The organism is Pseudomonas asplenii, from assembly GCF_001293465.1.
Taxonomy (GTDB): Bacteria; Pseudomonadota; Gammaproteobacteria; order Pseudomonadales; family Pseudomonadaceae; genus Aquipseudomonas; species Aquipseudomonas fuscovaginae_B.
Genome location: NZ_JSYZ01000034.1, coordinates 26,977 through 44,363, shown reverse-complemented (window position 1 = coordinate 44,363; position 17,387 = coordinate 26,977). Strand labels below are relative to the sequence as shown.

Sequence of the window (17,387 nt, the reverse complement as noted above, 5' to 3'; positions counted from 1 at the left end):
TGAGGAAAATCATGACAAAAATCGTCTCCATTGACAAGTCCAGGGGGTTCACCCGAATGGACAATTCCGTTATGGAGGCGCTTTCCACAGTAGATCTGCCGGCCCGTGAGTTGCGGGTTGTGATGGCTATCGCCCGTCAAACCATTGGGTACCAGGTCGAAACGAAGCGCCTTACCGCCGATGATCTCGGCAAACTGACAAACATGCGCAGGGACGTCACGTCGAAGGCTATCAGCCATTTGCTGGAGCGCCGGGTTATCTACCGGATAGGTGGCAGTCGCGGCGACATCGGTATATCGCCCGTGTCGGAGTGGATTTTCTTTGAGGAAAAACCAAAGAATCTCACTGAGACCAAATCATCTCACTCAGCCCAAATTGTCTCACTGAGAAAAGATCCGAGTGAGACCGAAACGGCAACTTCCCTTCTCTATTCAAAGAAAGAAACCCCCTATGTAAATCTTCCTTCGGAAGATGTTACATGCCCCCCCAAGGTTCAGGCCGATCCGGTTTCCGAGCCAAAGGCTGATCGCAAGACCCCGTTCGGACTGGCCCAGTTGCTCGCCGACAACCCGCACCAGGTGCCAGAGCAATTGCTGGCCGACTGGCTGGCCCAGCGCAAGGCGAAGAAGGCCGCTGTCACCGCGACAGTCTGGTCGACCGTGAATTCCGAACTCACCAAGTGCGCCGAGGCTGGTATCTCCGCATCCGACGCAATCACCGAGGCGCTGTCCGCCGGCTGGCAGGGCTTCAAGGCGCAGTGGGTGATCAACCGCATCCGTGATAGCCGCTCGCAGCCAGTCACGAACTCCCGCCACCACGGTTTCGACTTGATCGACTACGCCCGTGGACGCACCCAGAACGAGGACGGTTCGTATGATTTCTAACGCCATCGACTTGGAAGTGAACGACATCGAGCGCCGCCTGGGCGTGATCGCCAAGCAGCCTGGCAAGTGCGACAAGCACGGCGAGTTCGCGGTGATAATCCGCAAGAGCGGGCAGAGCGGGTGCCCTGAATGCTCCCGCGAGGTCCGTGAGGCCCAGGACTTGATCGATCAGCAGGAAGCCCAAGGGCGAATGGCGGCAGCGCGCCTGGAGCGCAGGCTGGGGGCTTCCCTGATCCCTCGCCGGTTCATGGACAAGACCTTCGCCAACTACCGGACAGAAACCGAGAACCAGCGTCACAACCTGGCCCGGTGCAAGCAGTACGCCGAGAACTTCCGCCAGCACCGTGACGATGGTCGTTGCGTCGTCATGACCGGCACCCCGGGCACTGGCAAAACCCACCTGGCCGCCGCCATCGCCGGCTCGATCATGATCACCACCGGCATGACCGCCGTGTACCGCACCGTTGCAGGAATGCTCCAGTACATCAAGGGCAGCTACGGCGATAAGGCCGAGTACAGCGAGGCTCAGGCGTTCGCCAGCCTGGTCGACCCTGACCTGCTGATCATCGACGAAGTAGGTGCAACCAAGCCCAGCGAGTACGAGTTGGCGACCCTGTTCACCGTGATCAACGGCCGCTACGAGGACAAGCGCCCGACCATCGTGATCTCCAACCTGGATTTCGACCGCCTGGGCGAAGTGCTTGGCGAGCGATCGGTAGACCGTCTGCGGGAAGGTCGCGGTATCGGGCTTGTGTTCACTGGTGAATCGGCGCGGCTGCGCAAGGATGGTGTGTGATGTCAAGGCCAGCAAAAGCAATCGCAGCCGGTACACCAGATGATCTGGTCCGCCTGCGGGACGAGATCGCTATGACCGCTCTGAACGCGATGGTCATCTCTCGTGGGTGGGGCTGCAAGGATGAGGATGGGAATCACCGCGCCTACCGGAACATGAAAGAGTACTCCGAAGCGGCATACGAGTTCGCAGACATCATGCTTGAAGCGCGGGAGGCCCGCTGATGGTCGAGAAAATCAGACTAAACCAGATCAGCGACCTTGCCGAACTGCAGGCCGCCATCCGGAAGAAGGGCTTTCCCTGCAATGTGGCGATCACCGGCGCCGGCCGGAGCCTTCCGCAGAACGCCCTGTTCCACAAGTGGTGCGAGGAGGCCGCCCAGTTCTTCGTGCGCATGGGCAAGACCACCTTCGCCACCGGTGCACCCATGAACATGGAGAACATGAAGCGCAACCTGAAGCAGACGTTCCTGGGCGAGGAGGTGATCCGCGACATCAATCTCAAGACAGGCGAGATCACCGAGCGCTACGAGCTGCGCCACACCAGCGAGCTGGACAAGGGGGCCATGCACAACTTCATGACCTGCGTCGACATGTGGGCCAACGAGCACGGGATCTACCTATCCCACCCTGAGGACAGTGAGTACATGAAGATGCGCTGCAACATGGGGGAGGCGGCATGAGTATCTACAGCGAAGACATTCAGAAATGGATCAAGCGCAGCAACCGCAAGTGCGCGAAGCTCATCCGCGCCGAAAGTGGAAAGCACCACATCGTCTACTTCGACAAAGGGAAGGCTCGCGTAGGGGTTGTGGTCGACGGCATGTATTGCCGCTACGGAATCTCTTGCCGTGGCGCCATGCATAACACTGACCCCATGAGCCTATGGCAGGCCGGACCGGGTGCATGCACGCAAGCTGATGTGCAGATCATGGTCGACTACCTGAACGATGCAAGCACGCTACCCGATTTCGATTTCGGCTCGATCAAGGAGATGAAATGGTGATCGCTGCCAAAAAGCCACGCCCGAAAAAGTGCAAGAACTCCGCATGCGGGGTCTCATTCGTCCCGCAGCGCCTCGGTCAGGCGGTGTGCAGTCCAAAGTGCGCACTCGCCACGGCTAGCACGAATCAGGAAAAGGCCCGCAAGTCCCTGGCCCAGGTCGAGCGGAAAGAGATCAAGGTCCGCAAGGAAAGGCTGAAGTCCCGCGGCGACCACATGCGCGAAGCCCAGCAGGCGTTCAATGAGTACATCCGCGCCCGTGATCAGGCTGCCGGCCACCTCTGCATCTCCAGCGGGAAGCCACTGGACTGGAGCGGCAATGCGGTGGATGCAGGCCACTATCGCAGCGTCGGCTCCGCGCCGCACTTGCGATTCGATGAGCGCAACTGCCACGCACAGAGTAAGCAAGACAATCGCTTCCTGTCCGGCAATGCCGTGGACTACCGGATTGGGCTGATTGCCAGGATTGGTCTTGCAGCAGTTGAAGCGCTCGAAGCTGACCAGAGCGTGCGCAAGTACACCGTCGATGATCTCAAAGCCATCAAGGCCACTTACCGGGCCAAGATCCGCAAACTGAAGAGTGCTGCAGCATGATGAAACTCAACTCGGCCCGCTTGGCCTGGCACGACGCTTACTACACCGCCAGGGACAGCCAGGGCGCGGTCATGCAGGAAATGGGGTTGCTGGGCTGCATGGTGCAGCGCACGGAGCGCGGGAAGACTGCAAGCCACGCAGCGCACCAGGCTATCGCCGGCCGGGTGCAGCAGGCCGTCGACACGCTGCCGGCCCACCTGAAGGCATTCGGCAATCACATGTACAGCCCGGTTGCTACCGATGACGACCGGGAGGAAGCAGAGGAGGCCCTATTCAGGACTGCCTACGCCATGGGCCAGCGCATGTACGCGAAGAAGTTCGAGAAAGCACAGCTTGTCTCCAGGGGGGTGCTGTTCCGGTACCGCCGGATGCACCAAGGCGGGCAGAGTGAAGGGGTTGATCCGTGCCCGACACCGGAAGCGTTCCGCGGCTGGCTGCTGAACTGGCTAGGACTGGAGCTTTCGTCTGAGCAATGGGCCAGGGAGTGGGAAGGGTTCATCGACGCATGCTTTGCGGCGTGCAATGATCTCGATAAGGCAGCACTTATTCCTGTGTCCAAGTGTTTGAGTATCATGAAGGAAGCAGCATGACGACTGAGCGTGAACTGATCCCAGGACGATTTTATTGGGCTATTCCTGTATTTGATGTGGATGCTAATGAAGACTGGGTGAATGATCCCCAGCCGGCTAGATATGTTGGCAGCGATGCGTGGCAATGGATTGGTTCGGAAAATGATGAATGGCCCGCGCGATGGGTAGGTGAAGAAATCGAATTTCCGAGACCTTGAATGCCTAAAAACAAAATAGCGAAAATGCTTCTTGACCAAATGTCCGGCTGAAGGCATCATTTCGCCATAGTGATAATTTTGCCTTCGGCAAATACCCAATTCAGAACCCGGCCACCGCGCCGGGTTTTTCATTTTCAGGGCCTCAATAGCCCCTCAGATCCATCAGCGCTCCTAACTGCGCCTTTGCCCGTGCACACCGGGCTTTTTTATTCCGGAGAAACCCATGGCAGAACCAGCCAGCTCAACTGCTGTCGGTGTGCTGTTGGTGAAGTATGGGGTATTCCTTGGCGCCTTCGGTGGCGCAATCCTTTCGCTGACTTTCCTGCAGGGCCTGACCCGCAAGCAGGCAATCGCGGCATTCTTCACTGGCTTCGCATCTGCAATCTTCTGTACGCCTCTCGCCATCAGCTTCTTCAAGCTGGAGCCTGGGGGCGAGACTCAATATGGCGTTGCATTCCTGATCGGCCTCCTGGCCATGAACATCATCCCAGGCCTCAAGGCTTTGGCAGGAAGGTTCGGCGCTACAGGAGCGGCGTGACATGAACTCAACCCTGAACTCGGCCCTTGTGGCCTTCGACGTTTTTTTGTGCGCGCTGGTCGTTGCAGCGGCCTGCGACTACCTGAGGAAGGTTCGACCGATCGATCAGCCTCTGTTGAGTGCAGCGTTCTACCTGGTTGCCATAGGTGCAGCAGGGGAGTTCGTGACAGCAATCCAGGGGCATTGGGTGAACCCGTTCGGCGTAATGCTTCACGCTGGCATCGTTGCCTATGCGTGGGTGCGTAGAAACTACCTATTCGAGGATCATGGTCATGGCCAAGCCTGACGAAGCGGCACCGCAAGAAACCACTCAGGCTGCCAGCGCGCCTGCAGCTCACACATCAACGGTCGACGGCATTGCCATTGACGGCAGCAATCACTTCAAGGCCAAGGAGCTCTTTGCATCCCTCCTGGCTCACGCCGAGGAAGATGTGAAGGTTATCGCCCGCGAGATCGGGAGCCTGCTTCATCTGCATACCGCCGCATCTGGCCAAGCTGATACCACTGGCGACTACAAAGCTGGCGACGTTGCTAAATGAAAGTTCTTGAGTTCAGTCGAGAGGGCTGGCGCGACGCCGCCAAGACGCTGCGCAAGATCGCCGATGACCTGGATGCCGGCGAGCACCCGGAGTGCACTGTTGGCGCTCTGACCATTATCGGCCCGAAAGGCGAGGTCACGGTATTTGGCCTTGGCCCCAAGTGCGACGACCTGCAATGCCTTGGTGCGATGCGCCTGGGTGAGCAGAAACTGATTGATGTACTGCTAGATACAGGCCCATTGTAAGGATTCTCCATGACTGCAAAGCAACCAGACTGGGAGCGAATCGAACAGCTCTACCGGGCTGGCCTGCTCTCGGTGCGGGAAATTGCATCAGCTTGTGGCGTCTCCCATACGGCCATCAACAAGCGTGCAAAGCAGCAAGGCTGGGACAGAGATCTGCAGGCGAAGATCAAGGCGAAGGCCGATTCGCTGGTTTCCAAAGCAGAGGTTTCCACAAAGGTTTCCAAGGAAGCACTGGAAACCGAGCGCGTGGTTGTCGAGGCAAATGCCCAGGTAATCGCTGACATTCGTATGGCTCACCGGGCAGACATTGGCCGGGCCAGAAGGCTGGCGAATTTGCTGTTCGATGAACTCGAAGGCCTAACCGAGGAGCAGGGCACGATCAAGGAGTTGATTGCGCAGCTGCGTGATGATGACGAGGGCGGCGACATGGGCGACGTGCTTGCACTTGCCCAGAAGATGTCGAGCCTGCCAAGTCGAACCAAGACTATGAAGGAGCTGGGCGAAACGCTGAAGAACCTGGTACTGCTCGAGCGCCAGGCGTATGGCATTGATGCCGCGCCGGATGAGGGCGAGAAGGTTCCGGCCGGCCTCGGTCATTTCTATGGTGGCTCCAACCCTTAACCCAGCACTGCGTGATTTCTGGCAGGCTCCGGCGCGAAACCGGGTTCTTCATGGCGGTAGGGGGTCGTCGAAGTCTTGGGACGCTGCCGGCTTTGCGGTTTACCTGGCATCAAACTACAAGCTCAAGTTCCTCTGCACTCGACAGTTCCAGAACAAGATCGAGGAATCGGTATACAGCCTTCTCAAAGGGCAGATTGACCGTTTCGGCTTGTCCTCTCAGTTCAAGGTGCTTGAGAACAAGATAATTCACCGCCGCACTGGCAGTGAATTCCTGTTCTATGGATTGTGGCGTCACATCGGCGAGATCAAATCGCTCGAGGGCGTGGATGTTTGCTGGATCGAAGAGGCTCACAACCTCACCGAAGATCAGTGGGAGATTCTGGAACCCACTATCCGGAAAGAGCACAGCCAGTTCTGGATCACCTTCAACCCAAAGCTTGCGACAGATTTCGTCTACAAGCGGTTCGTGGTCAATCCGCCGCCGAGCACCGTCGTTCGCCAGATCAACTACCTGGAGAACCCTTTCCTTTCTCAGACCATGCTCGACGTGATTGCGCATGCCAAGGAAGAGGATGAGGACGACTATGCCCATGTGTATCTGGGAGTTCCTCGAGCAGACGATGATGGAGTGATCATCAAGCGCAGCTGGATTCAGGCTGCAATCGACGCTCACAAGGTGCTGGGTTTCAAGGCCTCCGGCTTCAAGCGAATCGGGTTCGACGTGGCCGACAGCGGCAACGACCTATGCGCCAACGTCGCGGCCCACGGCTCTGTGGTTGAGTGGGCTGACGAATGGAAGGCCCAGGAAGATGAACTGCTCAAGTCCTGCACGCGCACCTATGCGGCTGCAAGGGAGCGTGGCGCGTCGATTCTCTACGACTCCATAGGCGTCGGAGCAACCGCCGGCGCTAAGTTCAAGGAGCTGAACGACGGGAATCCCAACCCCATCCGCTACGAGAAATTCAACGCGGGCGCGGCTGTGCACATGCCCGAGAAGCTCTATCAGAAGCCCGACATTACCAACGGCGACATGTTCGCCAACATAAAGGCTCAGACCTGGTGGCTGGTGGCCGACCGCTTCCGAAACACGTTCAACGCCATCCGCAACGGCGAAAAGTTCCGGGATGACGAGTTGATCAGCATATCGAGCGACTGCCCGAAGCTGGACAAGCTCATAGACGAGCTATCGACTCCTCGGCGGGACTACGACGGTAACGGCCGGGTAAAGGTAGAGAGCAAGAAGGACCTGGCCAAGCCAAACCGCGAAGGTGGCGCTGTTCCATCGCCAAACCTGGCTGATGCCTTCGTCATGTGCTTCAGCCCAACACACAAAGCGCCTATGCGCATTTCCGATGACCTACTGAGGCGCGCCTGATGTTCTGGAAAAAAAAGGTGGCGCCTGAGCCTGTTGAGCCGGTACTGAGCGAGCCAGAACGCGCGTCGATGAAAATCAACGCTTCGCTGCTGGCTGAGGCTACCGCCAAGCCAGTGCCAGCTGAGTTCGCCAAGTACGAGCCGCCGCCTGGGGTAGTGCCCGCTGACCAGAAGGCCAGTCTCATGGCCATGGATAGCGCGCCTTACGAGTTCCTGAATGCCGTCGGCTACCAATACGGATATCAGGCATTCCCAGGCTATCCATACCTTGCCCAGCTTGCGCTGATGCCCGAATACCGCAAGATGGTCGCAACCATCGCCGAGGAGATGACGCGCAAGTGGATCAGCCTCCGCTGCATTGGTGACGACGACAAGACTGATCGACTGGACCAGCTTGACGCTGAGTTGAAGCGGCTGAATACCCGTGAGGTGTTCCGACTGGCGGCTGAAAATGATGGCTACTTCGGTCGGGGGCAGATCTACACCGAGATGAAGAAGCCAGGTGGTGCGCTGGCGTCAGAAGATCCGGTTGAGCTGAACTCAGCTCTGTTCCTCGATGCAGCCAAGGTGCCCAAAGGGTCATTGGTCGCGCTGCGTTCGGTAGAGCCGGTGTGGACCTATCCGACCACCTACAACGCCGACAACCCGCTGTCGCCGACCTTCTACAAGCCAGACGGTTGGTACGTCATGGCCAAGATGGTGCACAAGTCGCGCATGCTTACCTTCATCTCCCGGCCGGTGCCGGACATGCTGAAGGCGGCATACAACTTCGGCGGCCTGTCACTGATTCAGATCGCTGAGCCGTACGTTAACAACTGGCTGCGCACGCGAAACAGCGTGGGCGACATGGTGCACTCGTTTTCTACCTCCGGCCTGGCGATTGACATGGCGTCGGCACTGTCGGGCGACAATGCCACAGACATCTTCAAGCGTGCTGAACTGTTCAACAAGATGCGCGACAACCGCGGCGTCATGATGACGGACAAGACGAGTGAAGAGTTTTTCCAGTTCAACACGCCATTGAGCGGTCTGGATGCTCTTCAGGCGCAGTCCCAAGAGCAGATGGCGTCGATTAGCAGCATCCCGCTGGTCAAGCTGCTGGGGATCACCCCGAACGGCCTGAACGCCTCCAGCGACGGCGAGATACGCGTCTTCTACGACAGCATCCACGCCATGCAGGAGAACCTGTTCCGTGCGCCTCTCAAGCGTGTGATAGATCTTGCTCAGTTGTCTTTGTTCGGCGACATCGATCCGGACATCGATTTCGTGTTCGAGCCGCTTTACCAGATGTCCGAGCTTGAGCAGGCGAACGTCAGGAAGATCGAGGCTGAAACCGATGCTGTTTTGATCGGATCTTCTGTTATCTCGACCGATGAGTCTCGTGAGCGCTTGGCTGCTGATCCAGATAGCCCTTATCAGTCCCTCGAACTGAACGAGGAGATTGATAACGACCTGGAGATCGACGATGACGATCCAACCGACGATCCTTCGTCCGGTAAGGCCTAACGCAGGCACGCAGGCCTGGTACCGAAAACGGCTGGATGCTGCCATCAAGGAAATGCAGGACTCGTTGGTATTCTGGCTCAAGGCCAACTACCGGGCTGCGGGTCTCGCTGATGGCCTGGCCCAGGACGATAGTCCTGCCATGATGATGCGCAAGGCCATGAACAAGCTCGCCAGGCGCTGGCAGAGCAAGTTCGACGACCTAGCCGACACTCTGAGCAAGAAATTTGCCGATCGAGCGCTGGGCAACTCTGATGTCTCGCTTCGTAACGCCATGGAAGCGGCCGGCGCCACGGTGAAGTTCACCATGACGCCAGAGATGAACGACGTATACCAGGGGTGTATCGGCGAGCAAGTGGGCTTGATCAAGTCCATTGCTAGCGAACATCTGACGGAGGTTCAGGGTCTTGTGATGCGATCGGTTCAGCGCGGTCGTGACCTGGGGAGCCTTACGAAAGATCTGGAGAGGCGCTACGGCATAACCCAGCGCCGCGCCGCACTGATAGCTCGCGACCAGAACAACAAGGCCACCTCGGCAATGCAAAGCGCAAGGCAGCAGGCCTTAGGCATCAAGGAAGGCATCTGGCGGCACAGTGGTGGTGGAAAAGAGCCGCGTCACTCGCACGTCAAGGCAAATGGCAAGAAGTTCGACCTGGCCAAGGGCATGTTCATCGATGACGAATGGATCATGCCAGGCGAGAAGATCAACTGCCGCTGCACCTGGTCCCCGGTCATCCCCGGCTTCGACTGATATACTTCGTGAAACCGGAGGATTCATCGTTATGGCTGAGCGAATATTTTTGCCTATTGAGGATGAGAGTGACGACCTGATCATGCGGCTGACCGACGCAGAGGCGCGTGCTCTGTACTCGCTTCTATCCACGCTTACGCTAAAAGAAATGATGGAGAAAGGCCTGACGGAAGAGCAGGCTGGCCATGTTTGCAGGATTATTCACGTCACCTACTGATTCTCATAGCGATATCCCAAAGCCCGCCAAGTGCGGGTTTTTTATTGCCCGCAATCCGGGAAATCAACACATGAACCTCGAAAAACTGGCATTCGACCGGGCCACCATGCGCCTGATCGACGTCGACGGGCGGCTGCACGTCAAGGTCAGCAATATCAGCAAGGCCGCCGTGAACCCCTACTACGGTCGGGAGATCCCTAACAGTGAGGCGCTTGGCCTTGAGCCGGAGCGCATCTACCAACTGCTGCGTGACCCCAAAGAAATGGCGTTGGCAGTCGCCACGTTCAACAACATCCCGCTCCTGAACAAGCACATCCCAGTCAGCGCCGAGAAGCCACAGAAGGAGTCAGTGGTTGGCTCGACGGGCACCGATGCGACCTTCTCCGACCCCTATCTCACCAACAGCCTGGTCATCTGGGATGCCGAAGCAATTGCCGGCATCAACACCAATGAGCAGCGAGAACTGTCATCGGCGTATCGCTACGTCGCGGACATGACGCCCGGCGTTTATGAGGGCGTGCCGTACGACGGTCGCATGACCGAAATCGTGGGCAATCATGTGGCTCTGGTCCCCGTGGGCCGTGCCGGTGCTGACGTTGTTGTCAGCGATTCACTACCTGAGGAACTACACCCCATGAAAAAGAGCCAAGCCGCCGCCGCACGCGCGGCACTCGGTGCCCACCTGCAGCCGCAGCTTGCTCAGGATGGCGCTCTCCCAGCGTTCCGTGCGCTGTTTTCCAAGCCGACCACTGTCAAGAAGCTGGCCGAGGATGCCGCCAAGGCATTTCCGGAAGCCAAGCTTGACGTAGCAGCCCTGGGGAAGGTGCTGCAGTTCGCCTTGGACGAAGCCGAAGAGAAGGACCCCAAGGACAAGCCGGCCGAGGATGAGGATGACGACAAGGACGAAGACAAAAAGGACAAGCCTGCTGAAGACAAGGACGACGAGGACGACGACAAGCAGGCTGCTGACGAAGACGACGAAAAGGATGACAAAGTCGACAGGAAGGCCATGGACTCCGCCCTCAAGGCCGTCGAGCGCAACACCATCAAGCGCATGAACGACATCCGCGCTGCTGAGGAAGAAGTTCGCCCCCTGATCGGCGCCGTGGTCGCCCAGGACTCGGCAGAGGCTGTGTACAAGCTGGCGCTGGACGCTGCTGGCGTGGACGTCACTGGCGTACACCCTTCGGCGTATCGCGCACTGGTTCGCATGCACGCCAATACCGCAACAGCTAAGCCGGCTTTGCGCTTCGCGCTTGACGCCAAAGCCGACGAAGACTTCGCCACCCGGTTCCCAACCGCCGGCAAACTGAAGAAGGGGTACTAAGCCATGGGCTTCCAAACCGTAATCAACCAGACCCCGGCCCCAGCGGTCGAGGGTGACTTCGCAAGCGCCAACCCCTACGCCTCTGTCGTTGCCGGTGAGGGCGCCCTTGTTGCTGGCGCATCTGGCGTAACCGTCGGCCGCTTTGCTTGGGCTACTGCCGCTGGCGTCGTATCCAACGTGCAGACCTCCGGGGCGCCGACTGGCTTCGTGCATCGCCACCAGCAGGCAGTAATCACCGCCTGGCTGGGCGCCAGTTCGATGCTGATCCCTGCTGGCCTGCAGATGGGCCTGATGTCTGCCGGTGACTTTTGGGGGCGATCGACCACTGCGGCCACCATCGGCCAGAAGGTATTCGCCTCGATCACTGACGGAACCATCGCCACTGGTGCAGCCGGAGCAACCGTCACCGGCTTCGTCGAGACCAAATTCTTCGTCCAGAGCGCAGCCGCTGCTGGCGAGCTCATCAAATTCGGCACCTGGAGCTGATCATGGAAAAAGACTTCATCAAGGTTGCGCACGAGTATGGCGTACACCTGCCCCAGGGCGCGGCTTATCTCAAGCCAGAGTTCGCCCGTGACTTCAACCTGGCCATGGACGCCCAGCCGACCATGGTTACCGTCAGCAACGCCGGGATCCCGGCCTATCTGGCCAACTACGTCGACCCTGAACTGATCCGTGTGGTCGTCACCCCGATGAAGGCTGCCGCCATCTTCGGCGAGACCAAGAAGGGCGACTGGACCACTCTGACCGCGCAATTCCCGATCGTTGAAGCGACCGGCGAGGTCAGTTCGTACGACGACTACAGCAACAACGGGTCGATCAACGCGAACGTGAACTGGGATCCTCGCCAAAGCTACGGCTACCAGACCGTAACCCGCTGGGGCGAGAAAGAGCTGGAAATGTACGGCCTGGCCCGTATCGGCTATGCCGCCGAGCTGAGCGTGTCCAGCGCACTGACGCTGAACAAGTTCCAGAACAAGTCGTACTTCTTCGGCATCGCAGGCCTGCAGAACTATGGCCTGTTGAACGACCCAAGCCTGAGCGCGCCCGTTACGCCAGGCGCCACCGGCACTGGCAGCGGCACCACTTGGGCCACCAAGGACGGCGCGGCCATCTACGCCGATATCAGCGGGCTGCTGTACGCCAAGCTGATCAGCCAGACCAAAGGCCTGGTCGAGCGCGACTCGCCGATGAAGCTGTGCATGTCGCCTTCGTCCGAAGTCAACCTGACCAAGACCAACCAGTACAATGTGAACGTCACCGACCAGCTGAAGAAGAACTTCCCGAACCTGGTCGTCGAGACTGCCGTGGAGTACAGCACCGCATCGGGCGAGCTGGTTCAACTGATCGTCGACAACATCGACGGCCAGGACACCGGATATTGCGCCTTCACCGAGAAGATGCGCGCCCATCCCGTGGTCACCGACCTGTCGGCCTGGAAGCAGAAGAAGTCGGGCGGCACCTGGGGCGCCATCATCAAACAGCCTCTGGCTATCGCGCAAATGTTGGGGGTCTGAACCATGGCTGACACTGTAATCGTGGGCTGCAAGCTGCCCCATGGCCTGGAAACGGTCATGGGCGGCAAGACTGTCGTACTGAACGGCAACAACTCCACCGAACTGGTAGGAGGCTACGGACTCACTCGGGACGTGGACAAGGCTGCATTCGAACAGTGGCTGGTGGACTTCGCCCAGTTCGAGCCAGTCAAGCGCGGCCTGATCTTCGCCAATACCAGCGAAACGAAGGTCAAAGCCGAGGCTGCCGAAAAGGCCGATGAAAAAACCGGACTGGAAGGTCTGAACCCCGACGCGCCTGCACCCGGCATCAAGCCTGCCGACAAGGAGTAATCCATGGGTATCGTCGTCTTCGACGTGGCGAGCTTCCGGGTTCGCTACCCGGAGTTCGCGACGGTATCTGATGCATTGCTCCAGGCCTACTTCGATGAGGCCACCATCTACCTCAACAACACCGAGTGCAGCCTCGTCACTGACGTAGCCAAGCGCGCGCTGCTGCTGAATATGTTGGTGGCCCACATCTCGGCTCTGAATGCCGGAGTGAACGGTGAGGCCGCATCTCCTCTGGTAGGAAGGATCAACAGCGCAACCGAAGGCTCCGTGTCTGTCACGACTGACATGGGCGCTGTTTCTGGATCGGCCGCCTGGTTCATGCAGACCAAATACGGTGCTGCTTATTGGCAGGCGACCATCAATCTCCGCAGCTTCCGGTATATCCCTGGCCGGTCGTATCCAGCATGAGGCGAACTCCATGTCTGATTCGAGTTTTTCTGGCGGAGAGGCTCTGCAGCGTTACCTGGCTGGGATAGCCGAGAGTATTTCCAGTGGTACCGGCCTGAAAGTTGGATTTCTTGAGGGTTCTACCTATCCGGATGGCACTTCGGTGCCAATGGTGGCCGCTGTCAACGAGTTCGGCGGCACGATCGACATGCCAGAGCGGACCCAGACCCTCTATTTCAGGATGAATGAGCGAACTGGAGACGTCAGCCATCGATTCGTGAGGGCCCAGCGGTCGAACTTCGCTCAGGAAGTGGTGGTACCTGCGCATCAGGTGACCATTGCTGCCAGACCGTTTTTCCGCAACATGATTGCTGAGAAGTCGCCCAAATGGGGCGATGACTTCGGAAAGATACTGAAGGCCAACGATTACGACGCAGAAGCTTCGCTGGCCCTTATGGGTGAGCGCATAAAAGGACAGCTTCAAAAGTCGATCATTGACCTGAAGGACCCGCCAAACAGGCCTTCAACGCTGAAGCAAAAAGCCGGCACCAACCCGCTGGTTGATACTGGTCACATGCTTGATAGCGTTGACTACGAGGTTGGATCATGAATCTGCACGGGATTGTTTCCGGCACCATCGGCGCGATCAACCCCTTCGTGGCCGGCACCATGCTGGTCAGCACCGGCTACACGACCTCAGGGTCTGGCAGTCGGACGCCAACCTACAGCGAAACCAGCGTGAGCGTTCAACTGCAGGCCCTGGGTTACAAGGATCTCCAGCAGATCGATGGGCTCAACCTGCAAGGCGTCGTCAAGGCCGCCTATGTGAAGGGCAATTTCAACGGCGTCAATCGCCCGAAGCAGCAAGGTGGCGACATGCTGATCATAGGCGCCGATACCTGGCTCATCGTCCAACCCTTGGAGGAATGGCCCGACTGGTGCAAGTTCGTGATCAATCTGCAGGTGCCTAATCCATGATCTCCGCGGATGTCTCAGAGGACGACCTTTTGACCGCCTTGCGCGGTTTTTTGTTGCCCATCGTGGGCGGTGAGGTGGTTCAGGCGCAAGAGAATGGTGTGCCCATGCCAAAAGGTCAGTTCGTGACCATGACCACGCTTCGCATCGAGGGCATTTCTACCAACAAGACGATCTGGGCAGATACCGGAAGTTCGGCAACCAGTCAGATCAAGAACACGCGATCAAGCCAGTGGACGGTGCAGATCGACGTGTACGGACAGGGCGCCATGGATCGAGCTAATGCTCTTGCCGAGCTTGTGCGCACCGATTACGCGTGCACGCAGTTCGCAGAGGCAGCGATCGATATCCAGCCGCTGTACGCAACCGAGCCCCACCAGACCACCATGATCAACGGCGAGCAGCAGTATGAGCCTCGCTGGACGTTCGACTTTGTCGCGCAGTTCAACCCCGTTATCGCAACCCCCATGCAGTACGCCGACAGCATTCAAATCGAAATGGCCGAAGTGGCCACAACGTTTCCACCCCGAGGATAGACTCAATGACCATTCCAGCCTCGCAGATTGCCCAGGTCATTCCTGGGGTGCTCTCTGCTGCCGGTGCCGCCATCAACCTCAACGGGCTGATTCTCACGCACAACACCTACGTGCCGATCGGTACCATCCCAGGCTTCGCGATTGCGGACGATGTGGCCAGCTATTTTGGATCGGCTTCGCTCGAAGCATCGTTGGCGACCATCTATTTCAACGGCTACGAGAACAGCACCAAGAAGCCCGGCAAGCTGTACTTTGCTCAGTATCCATCCGCGCCAGTTGCGGCCTATCTGCGCAGCGGATCACTCGCTTCGACGACCCTGGCGCAAATCAAGGCCGTTACCGGCTCTCTGTCCATTGTCATTGATGGCACGGCCAAGACAGCGGCTAGCATTGACCTGTCCACCGCCACCAGTTTCAGCTCCGCTGCGGCGCTGCTCTCTACCGCACTGAGCGTTCCAGTTACGTTCGACTCGATCAAGTCCGCCTTTATCGTCAGCTCTTCGACTACCGGCGTAACCTCCACCATCGACTTCGCTACGGGTACCGCTGCTGCTGGCCTTTTGCTGACGAACGCCACTGGCGCAGTGACGTCGCAGGGCGCTGTCGCTGGCGTGCCAGGCACCTTCATGGACGCTCTGGTGGCGAAAACTCAGAACTGGTTCGGATTTACTACGACCTGGGAACCGGTCACAGCTGACAAGAATCTGTTTTCGGCCTGGGCCAACGGCAAGGCAGACCGCTTTGCCTATGCCGGCTACGACAGCGACGTAAACGCCAGCGCCATTGGCAATACCACGACCTGGGGCTACTACCTGCAGTCCACAAAGTCGAGCGGCACGATTCCGATCTTCGGAGATGTCACGCACGCCGTGTTCGCGCTTTCGTGGGCCGCCTGTCTGGATTTTGACCGTCTCAACGGTCGCGCGACCCTGGCGTTCCGGTATCAAAGCGGCCTGGCCGCCTCGGTCACTGATGCGACTATCGCATCAAATCTGAAGGCTAACGGGTATAACTTCTACGGTGCCTATGCCAATGCCACCGAAGACTTCCTGTTCATGTACCCGGGCTCAATCTCCGGGAAGTGGGCATGGGCTGACTCTTTCGCCAACCAGGTGTGGATGAACGCCAACTTCCAGGCCGACCTGATCAAGCTGGCGATGTCGCTGGGGACCATCCCATACAACGCCGATGGCTATGGCCTGATCGAGGCATCAATTGCCGGTACCCGCGCAGAAGCACTCAACTTCGGCGCAATCCGCACGGGTACTACCCTGGATCCGCTTCAGGTGGCTGCAATCACCAACGCGGTCGGCTCTGATGTGAGTCCAACGATCATCGAATCGGGCTCTTACTTCCAGGTGGTACCGGCAACTGCTGCTGTCCGGGCGGCACGCACCACTCCGTCGATCACCTTCTACTACGCCGACGGGGGCAGCATCCAGCAGTTCACCGTAGCCTCGATTGAAATCCAATAAGGGGAGTTCGAGATGGGAACTATCACTTCCGCGAACTCTACCTTCGCGATCGCCATCACCAACCTGTTTCCAGTGCCGCAGAGTGTGCAGGGGTACTCTTCTGACTCCATGTTCGCCATGGATGCAGTCGATATCGCCGAGGTGGTGATGGGGGCTGACGGAAAGATGTCGGCCGGCTACATCTTCAACCCGCAGAAGCAGACCGTCACGATCATGCCGGACTCTCCGTCCTACAGCATGTTCCTGCTGTGGGCGAACACCATGAAAGCCGCGCGCGATGTGTACTGGGCGAATGCCACGATCATCATGCCGGCGATCAAGAAGAAGTTCACGCTGAAGAACGGCGTCATGGCCAATTTCAAGGCCATGCCCGACGCCAAGAAGACGCTCCAGGCCGCAGAGTTCCACCTGACCTGGGAATCTGTGACCTCTGAAGACTACAACGGGTAATTCTGATGGCTCGCAAAGTCCTGCAGTACACCGTGCAAAACGAAGGCCGTGACTTCGGCAAGGTCTTCAAGATCACCGAGATGCCCAGCAGCCAGGCGGAGAAATGGGCTGCACGGGTAATCCTGGCAATGATCAAGGGCGGCATTGAGCTGCCGGAAGGGTTCGAGAGCGCCGGATTCGCCGGCATCGCCCAAATGGGTCTCGGCGCACTCGGCAAGCTTCCGTTCGAGACGGCTGAGCTGCTGATGAACGAGATGATGGCGTGCGTCCAAGTCTGCCCGAACCCGAATGACCGCGGGATTGCTCGCGATCTGATCGAGGACGACATCGAGGAAGTGGCTACCCGCATCAAGCTGCGCCTGGAGATCTGGAAGCTTCACGTGGGTTTTTCAGCCGCCGCCGCGCCCTCGACCTCGGCCCAAGCGTAGGCGGCGACCGGCCTTATGGTTCGGTCGAATACCTGAACCTTCCACGCACCATCGCCACCTGCGTCTCCTCAAGGCTGGCCACCCTGCACGAACTCGATACGGTCTACGGCCTTGA

The 17,387-nt window shown here is 58.5% G+C and carries 28 protein-coding genes; all 28 read left to right on the top strand.

Annotated features, from left to right (window positions below; genetic code table 11):
- Positions 1 to 11: 11 nt before the first annotated feature.
- The 28 genes from PF66_RS30465 to PF66_RS30335 all read left to right on the top strand — a co-directional run bounded on the left by PF66_RS30465 (position 12) and on the right by PF66_RS30335 (position 17,272).
- The gene (locus PF66_RS30465; RefSeq protein WP_054064743.1) at positions 12 to 884 is read left to right on the top strand and encodes a replication protein; all 873 of its coding nucleotides are present in this window, start codon (positions 12 to 14) and stop codon (positions 882 to 884) included.
- Positions 874 to 1,680 (top strand): ATP-binding protein, encoded by an 807-nt coding sequence (locus PF66_RS30460; protein WP_054064742.1) that lies wholly within the window; start codon positions 874 to 876, stop codon positions 1,678 to 1,680. Before PF66_RS30465 ends, PF66_RS30460 begins: the two co-directional genes overlap by 11 nt.
- Positions 1,680 to 1,901, top strand: a complete 222-nt coding sequence (locus tag PF66_RS30455; RefSeq protein WP_054064741.1) for a hypothetical protein — start codon at positions 1,680 to 1,682, stop codon at positions 1,899 to 1,901. Before PF66_RS30460 ends, PF66_RS30455 begins: the two co-directional genes overlap by 1 nt.
- Positions 1,901 to 2,359: a recombination protein NinB gene (locus PF66_RS30450; RefSeq protein ID WP_054064740.1), complete on the top strand. Its 459-nt coding sequence runs from the start codon at positions 1,901 to 1,903 to the stop codon at positions 2,357 to 2,359. The genes PF66_RS30455 and PF66_RS30450 overlap by 1 nt, the downstream gene beginning before the upstream one ends.
- A complete protein-coding gene (locus PF66_RS30445; protein ID WP_054064739.1) occupies positions 2,356 to 2,682 on the top strand; it encodes a hypothetical protein in 327 nt (108 codons plus the stop codon). Before PF66_RS30450 ends, PF66_RS30445 begins: the two co-directional genes overlap by 4 nt.
- A complete protein-coding gene (locus PF66_RS30440; RefSeq protein WP_054064738.1) occupies positions 2,676 to 3,272 on the top strand; it encodes a recombination protein NinG in 597 nt (198 codons plus the stop codon). Before PF66_RS30445 ends, PF66_RS30440 begins: the two co-directional genes overlap by 7 nt.
- Entirely contained in the window at positions 3,269 to 3,862 is a 594-nt protein-coding gene (locus tag PF66_RS30435) for a hypothetical protein (protein WP_081009951.1), read from the top strand. The genes PF66_RS30440 and PF66_RS30435 overlap by 4 nt, the downstream gene beginning before the upstream one ends.
- Positions 3,859 to 4,059, top strand: coding sequence for a hypothetical protein (locus tag PF66_RS32930; RefSeq protein WP_152973118.1), 201 nt, complete (start codon positions 3,859 to 3,861; stop codon positions 4,057 to 4,059). The genes PF66_RS30435 and PF66_RS32930 overlap by 4 nt, the downstream gene beginning before the upstream one ends.
- A gap of 223 nt (positions 4,060 to 4,282) precedes the next feature.
- The gene (locus tag PF66_RS30430) at positions 4,283 to 4,597 is read left to right on the top strand and encodes a hypothetical protein (protein WP_054064737.1); all 315 of its coding nucleotides are present in this window, start codon (positions 4,283 to 4,285) and stop codon (positions 4,595 to 4,597) included.
- Position 4,598: 1 nt separating this feature from the next.
- The gene (locus PF66_RS30425; RefSeq protein ID WP_054064736.1) at positions 4,599 to 4,883 is read left to right on the top strand and encodes a hypothetical protein; all 285 of its coding nucleotides are present in this window, start codon (positions 4,599 to 4,601) and stop codon (positions 4,881 to 4,883) included.
- Entirely contained in the window at positions 4,870 to 5,136 is a 267-nt protein-coding gene (locus PF66_RS30420) for a hypothetical protein (RefSeq protein WP_054064735.1), read from the top strand. Before PF66_RS30425 ends, PF66_RS30420 begins: the two co-directional genes overlap by 14 nt.
- Positions 5,133 to 5,381, top strand: coding sequence for a hypothetical protein (locus PF66_RS30415; RefSeq protein ID WP_054064734.1), 249 nt, complete (start codon positions 5,133 to 5,135; stop codon positions 5,379 to 5,381). The genes PF66_RS30420 and PF66_RS30415 overlap by 4 nt, the downstream gene beginning before the upstream one ends.
- A 9-nt stretch (positions 5,382 to 5,390) precedes the next feature.
- Positions 5,391 to 6,002, top strand: a complete 612-nt coding sequence (locus PF66_RS30410) for a helix-turn-helix domain-containing protein (protein ID WP_054064733.1) — start codon at positions 5,391 to 5,393, stop codon at positions 6,000 to 6,002.
- Positions 5,983 to 7,377 (top strand): PBSX family phage terminase large subunit, encoded by a 1,395-nt coding sequence (locus tag PF66_RS30405; protein ID WP_152973117.1) that lies wholly within the window; start codon positions 5,983 to 5,985, stop codon positions 7,375 to 7,377. Before PF66_RS30410 ends, PF66_RS30405 begins: the two co-directional genes overlap by 20 nt.
- Positions 7,377 to 8,882 (top strand): DUF1073 domain-containing protein, encoded by a 1,506-nt coding sequence (locus tag PF66_RS30400; protein ID WP_054064731.1) that lies wholly within the window; start codon positions 7,377 to 7,379, stop codon positions 8,880 to 8,882. The genes PF66_RS30405 and PF66_RS30400 overlap by 1 nt, the downstream gene beginning before the upstream one ends.
- Positions 8,842 to 9,630, top strand: coding sequence for a phage minor head protein (locus PF66_RS30395; RefSeq protein WP_081009949.1), 789 nt, complete (start codon positions 8,842 to 8,844; stop codon positions 9,628 to 9,630). The genes PF66_RS30400 and PF66_RS30395 overlap by 41 nt, the downstream gene beginning before the upstream one ends.
- Before the next feature lie 31 nt (positions 9,631 to 9,661).
- A complete protein-coding gene (locus tag PF66_RS30390) occupies positions 9,662 to 9,847 on the top strand; it encodes a hypothetical protein (protein WP_054064730.1) in 186 nt (61 codons plus the stop codon).
- Between the two features lie 70 nt (positions 9,848 to 9,917).
- The gene (locus PF66_RS30385) at positions 9,918 to 11,174 is read left to right on the top strand and encodes a DUF2213 domain-containing protein (protein WP_054064729.1); all 1,257 of its coding nucleotides are present in this window, start codon (positions 9,918 to 9,920) and stop codon (positions 11,172 to 11,174) included.
- Positions 11,175 to 11,177: 3 nt separating this feature from the next.
- Positions 11,178 to 11,660 (top strand): structural cement protein Gp24, encoded by a 483-nt coding sequence (locus PF66_RS30380; protein ID WP_054064728.1) that lies wholly within the window; start codon positions 11,178 to 11,180, stop codon positions 11,658 to 11,660.
- Between the two features lie 2 nt (positions 11,661 to 11,662).
- The gene (locus PF66_RS30375; protein ID WP_054064727.1) at positions 11,663 to 12,691 is read left to right on the top strand and encodes a hypothetical protein; all 1,029 of its coding nucleotides are present in this window, start codon (positions 11,663 to 11,665) and stop codon (positions 12,689 to 12,691) included.
- Between the two features lie 3 nt (positions 12,692 to 12,694).
- Positions 12,695 to 13,021, top strand: coding sequence for a hypothetical protein (locus PF66_RS30370; RefSeq protein ID WP_054064726.1), 327 nt, complete (start codon positions 12,695 to 12,697; stop codon positions 13,019 to 13,021).
- 3 nt (positions 13,022 to 13,024) lie between these two features.
- Positions 13,025 to 13,429, top strand: coding sequence for a DUF4054 domain-containing protein (locus tag PF66_RS30365; protein WP_054064725.1), 405 nt, complete (start codon positions 13,025 to 13,027; stop codon positions 13,427 to 13,429).
- A 10-nt stretch (positions 13,430 to 13,439) separates the two neighbouring features.
- Complete coding sequence (locus PF66_RS30360) at positions 13,440 to 14,018, top strand: hypothetical protein (protein WP_054064724.1); 579 nt, start codon at positions 13,440 to 13,442, stop codon at positions 14,016 to 14,018.
- Positions 14,015 to 14,386: a hypothetical protein gene (locus PF66_RS30355; protein WP_054064723.1), complete on the top strand. Its 372-nt coding sequence runs from the start codon at positions 14,015 to 14,017 to the stop codon at positions 14,384 to 14,386. The genes PF66_RS30360 and PF66_RS30355 overlap by 4 nt, the downstream gene beginning before the upstream one ends.
- Entirely contained in the window at positions 14,383 to 14,919 is a 537-nt protein-coding gene (locus PF66_RS30350; RefSeq protein WP_054064722.1) for a phage neck terminator protein, read from the top strand. Before PF66_RS30355 ends, PF66_RS30350 begins: the two co-directional genes overlap by 4 nt.
- Before the next feature lie 5 nt (positions 14,920 to 14,924).
- Positions 14,925 to 16,394, top strand: a complete 1,470-nt coding sequence (locus tag PF66_RS30345; protein WP_054064721.1) for a DUF3383 domain-containing protein — start codon at positions 14,925 to 14,927, stop codon at positions 16,392 to 16,394.
- 12 nt (positions 16,395 to 16,406) lie between these two features.
- Entirely contained in the window at positions 16,407 to 16,844 is a 438-nt protein-coding gene (locus PF66_RS30340; RefSeq protein WP_081009948.1) for a phage tail fiber protein, read from the top strand.
- Positions 16,845 to 16,849: 5 nt separating this feature from the next.
- On the top strand, positions 16,850 to 17,272 hold the full coding sequence (locus PF66_RS30335; protein WP_054064720.1) for a hypothetical protein: 423 nt from the start codon (positions 16,850 to 16,852) through the stop codon (positions 17,270 to 17,272).
- Positions 17,273 to 17,387: the final 115 nt, after the last annotated feature.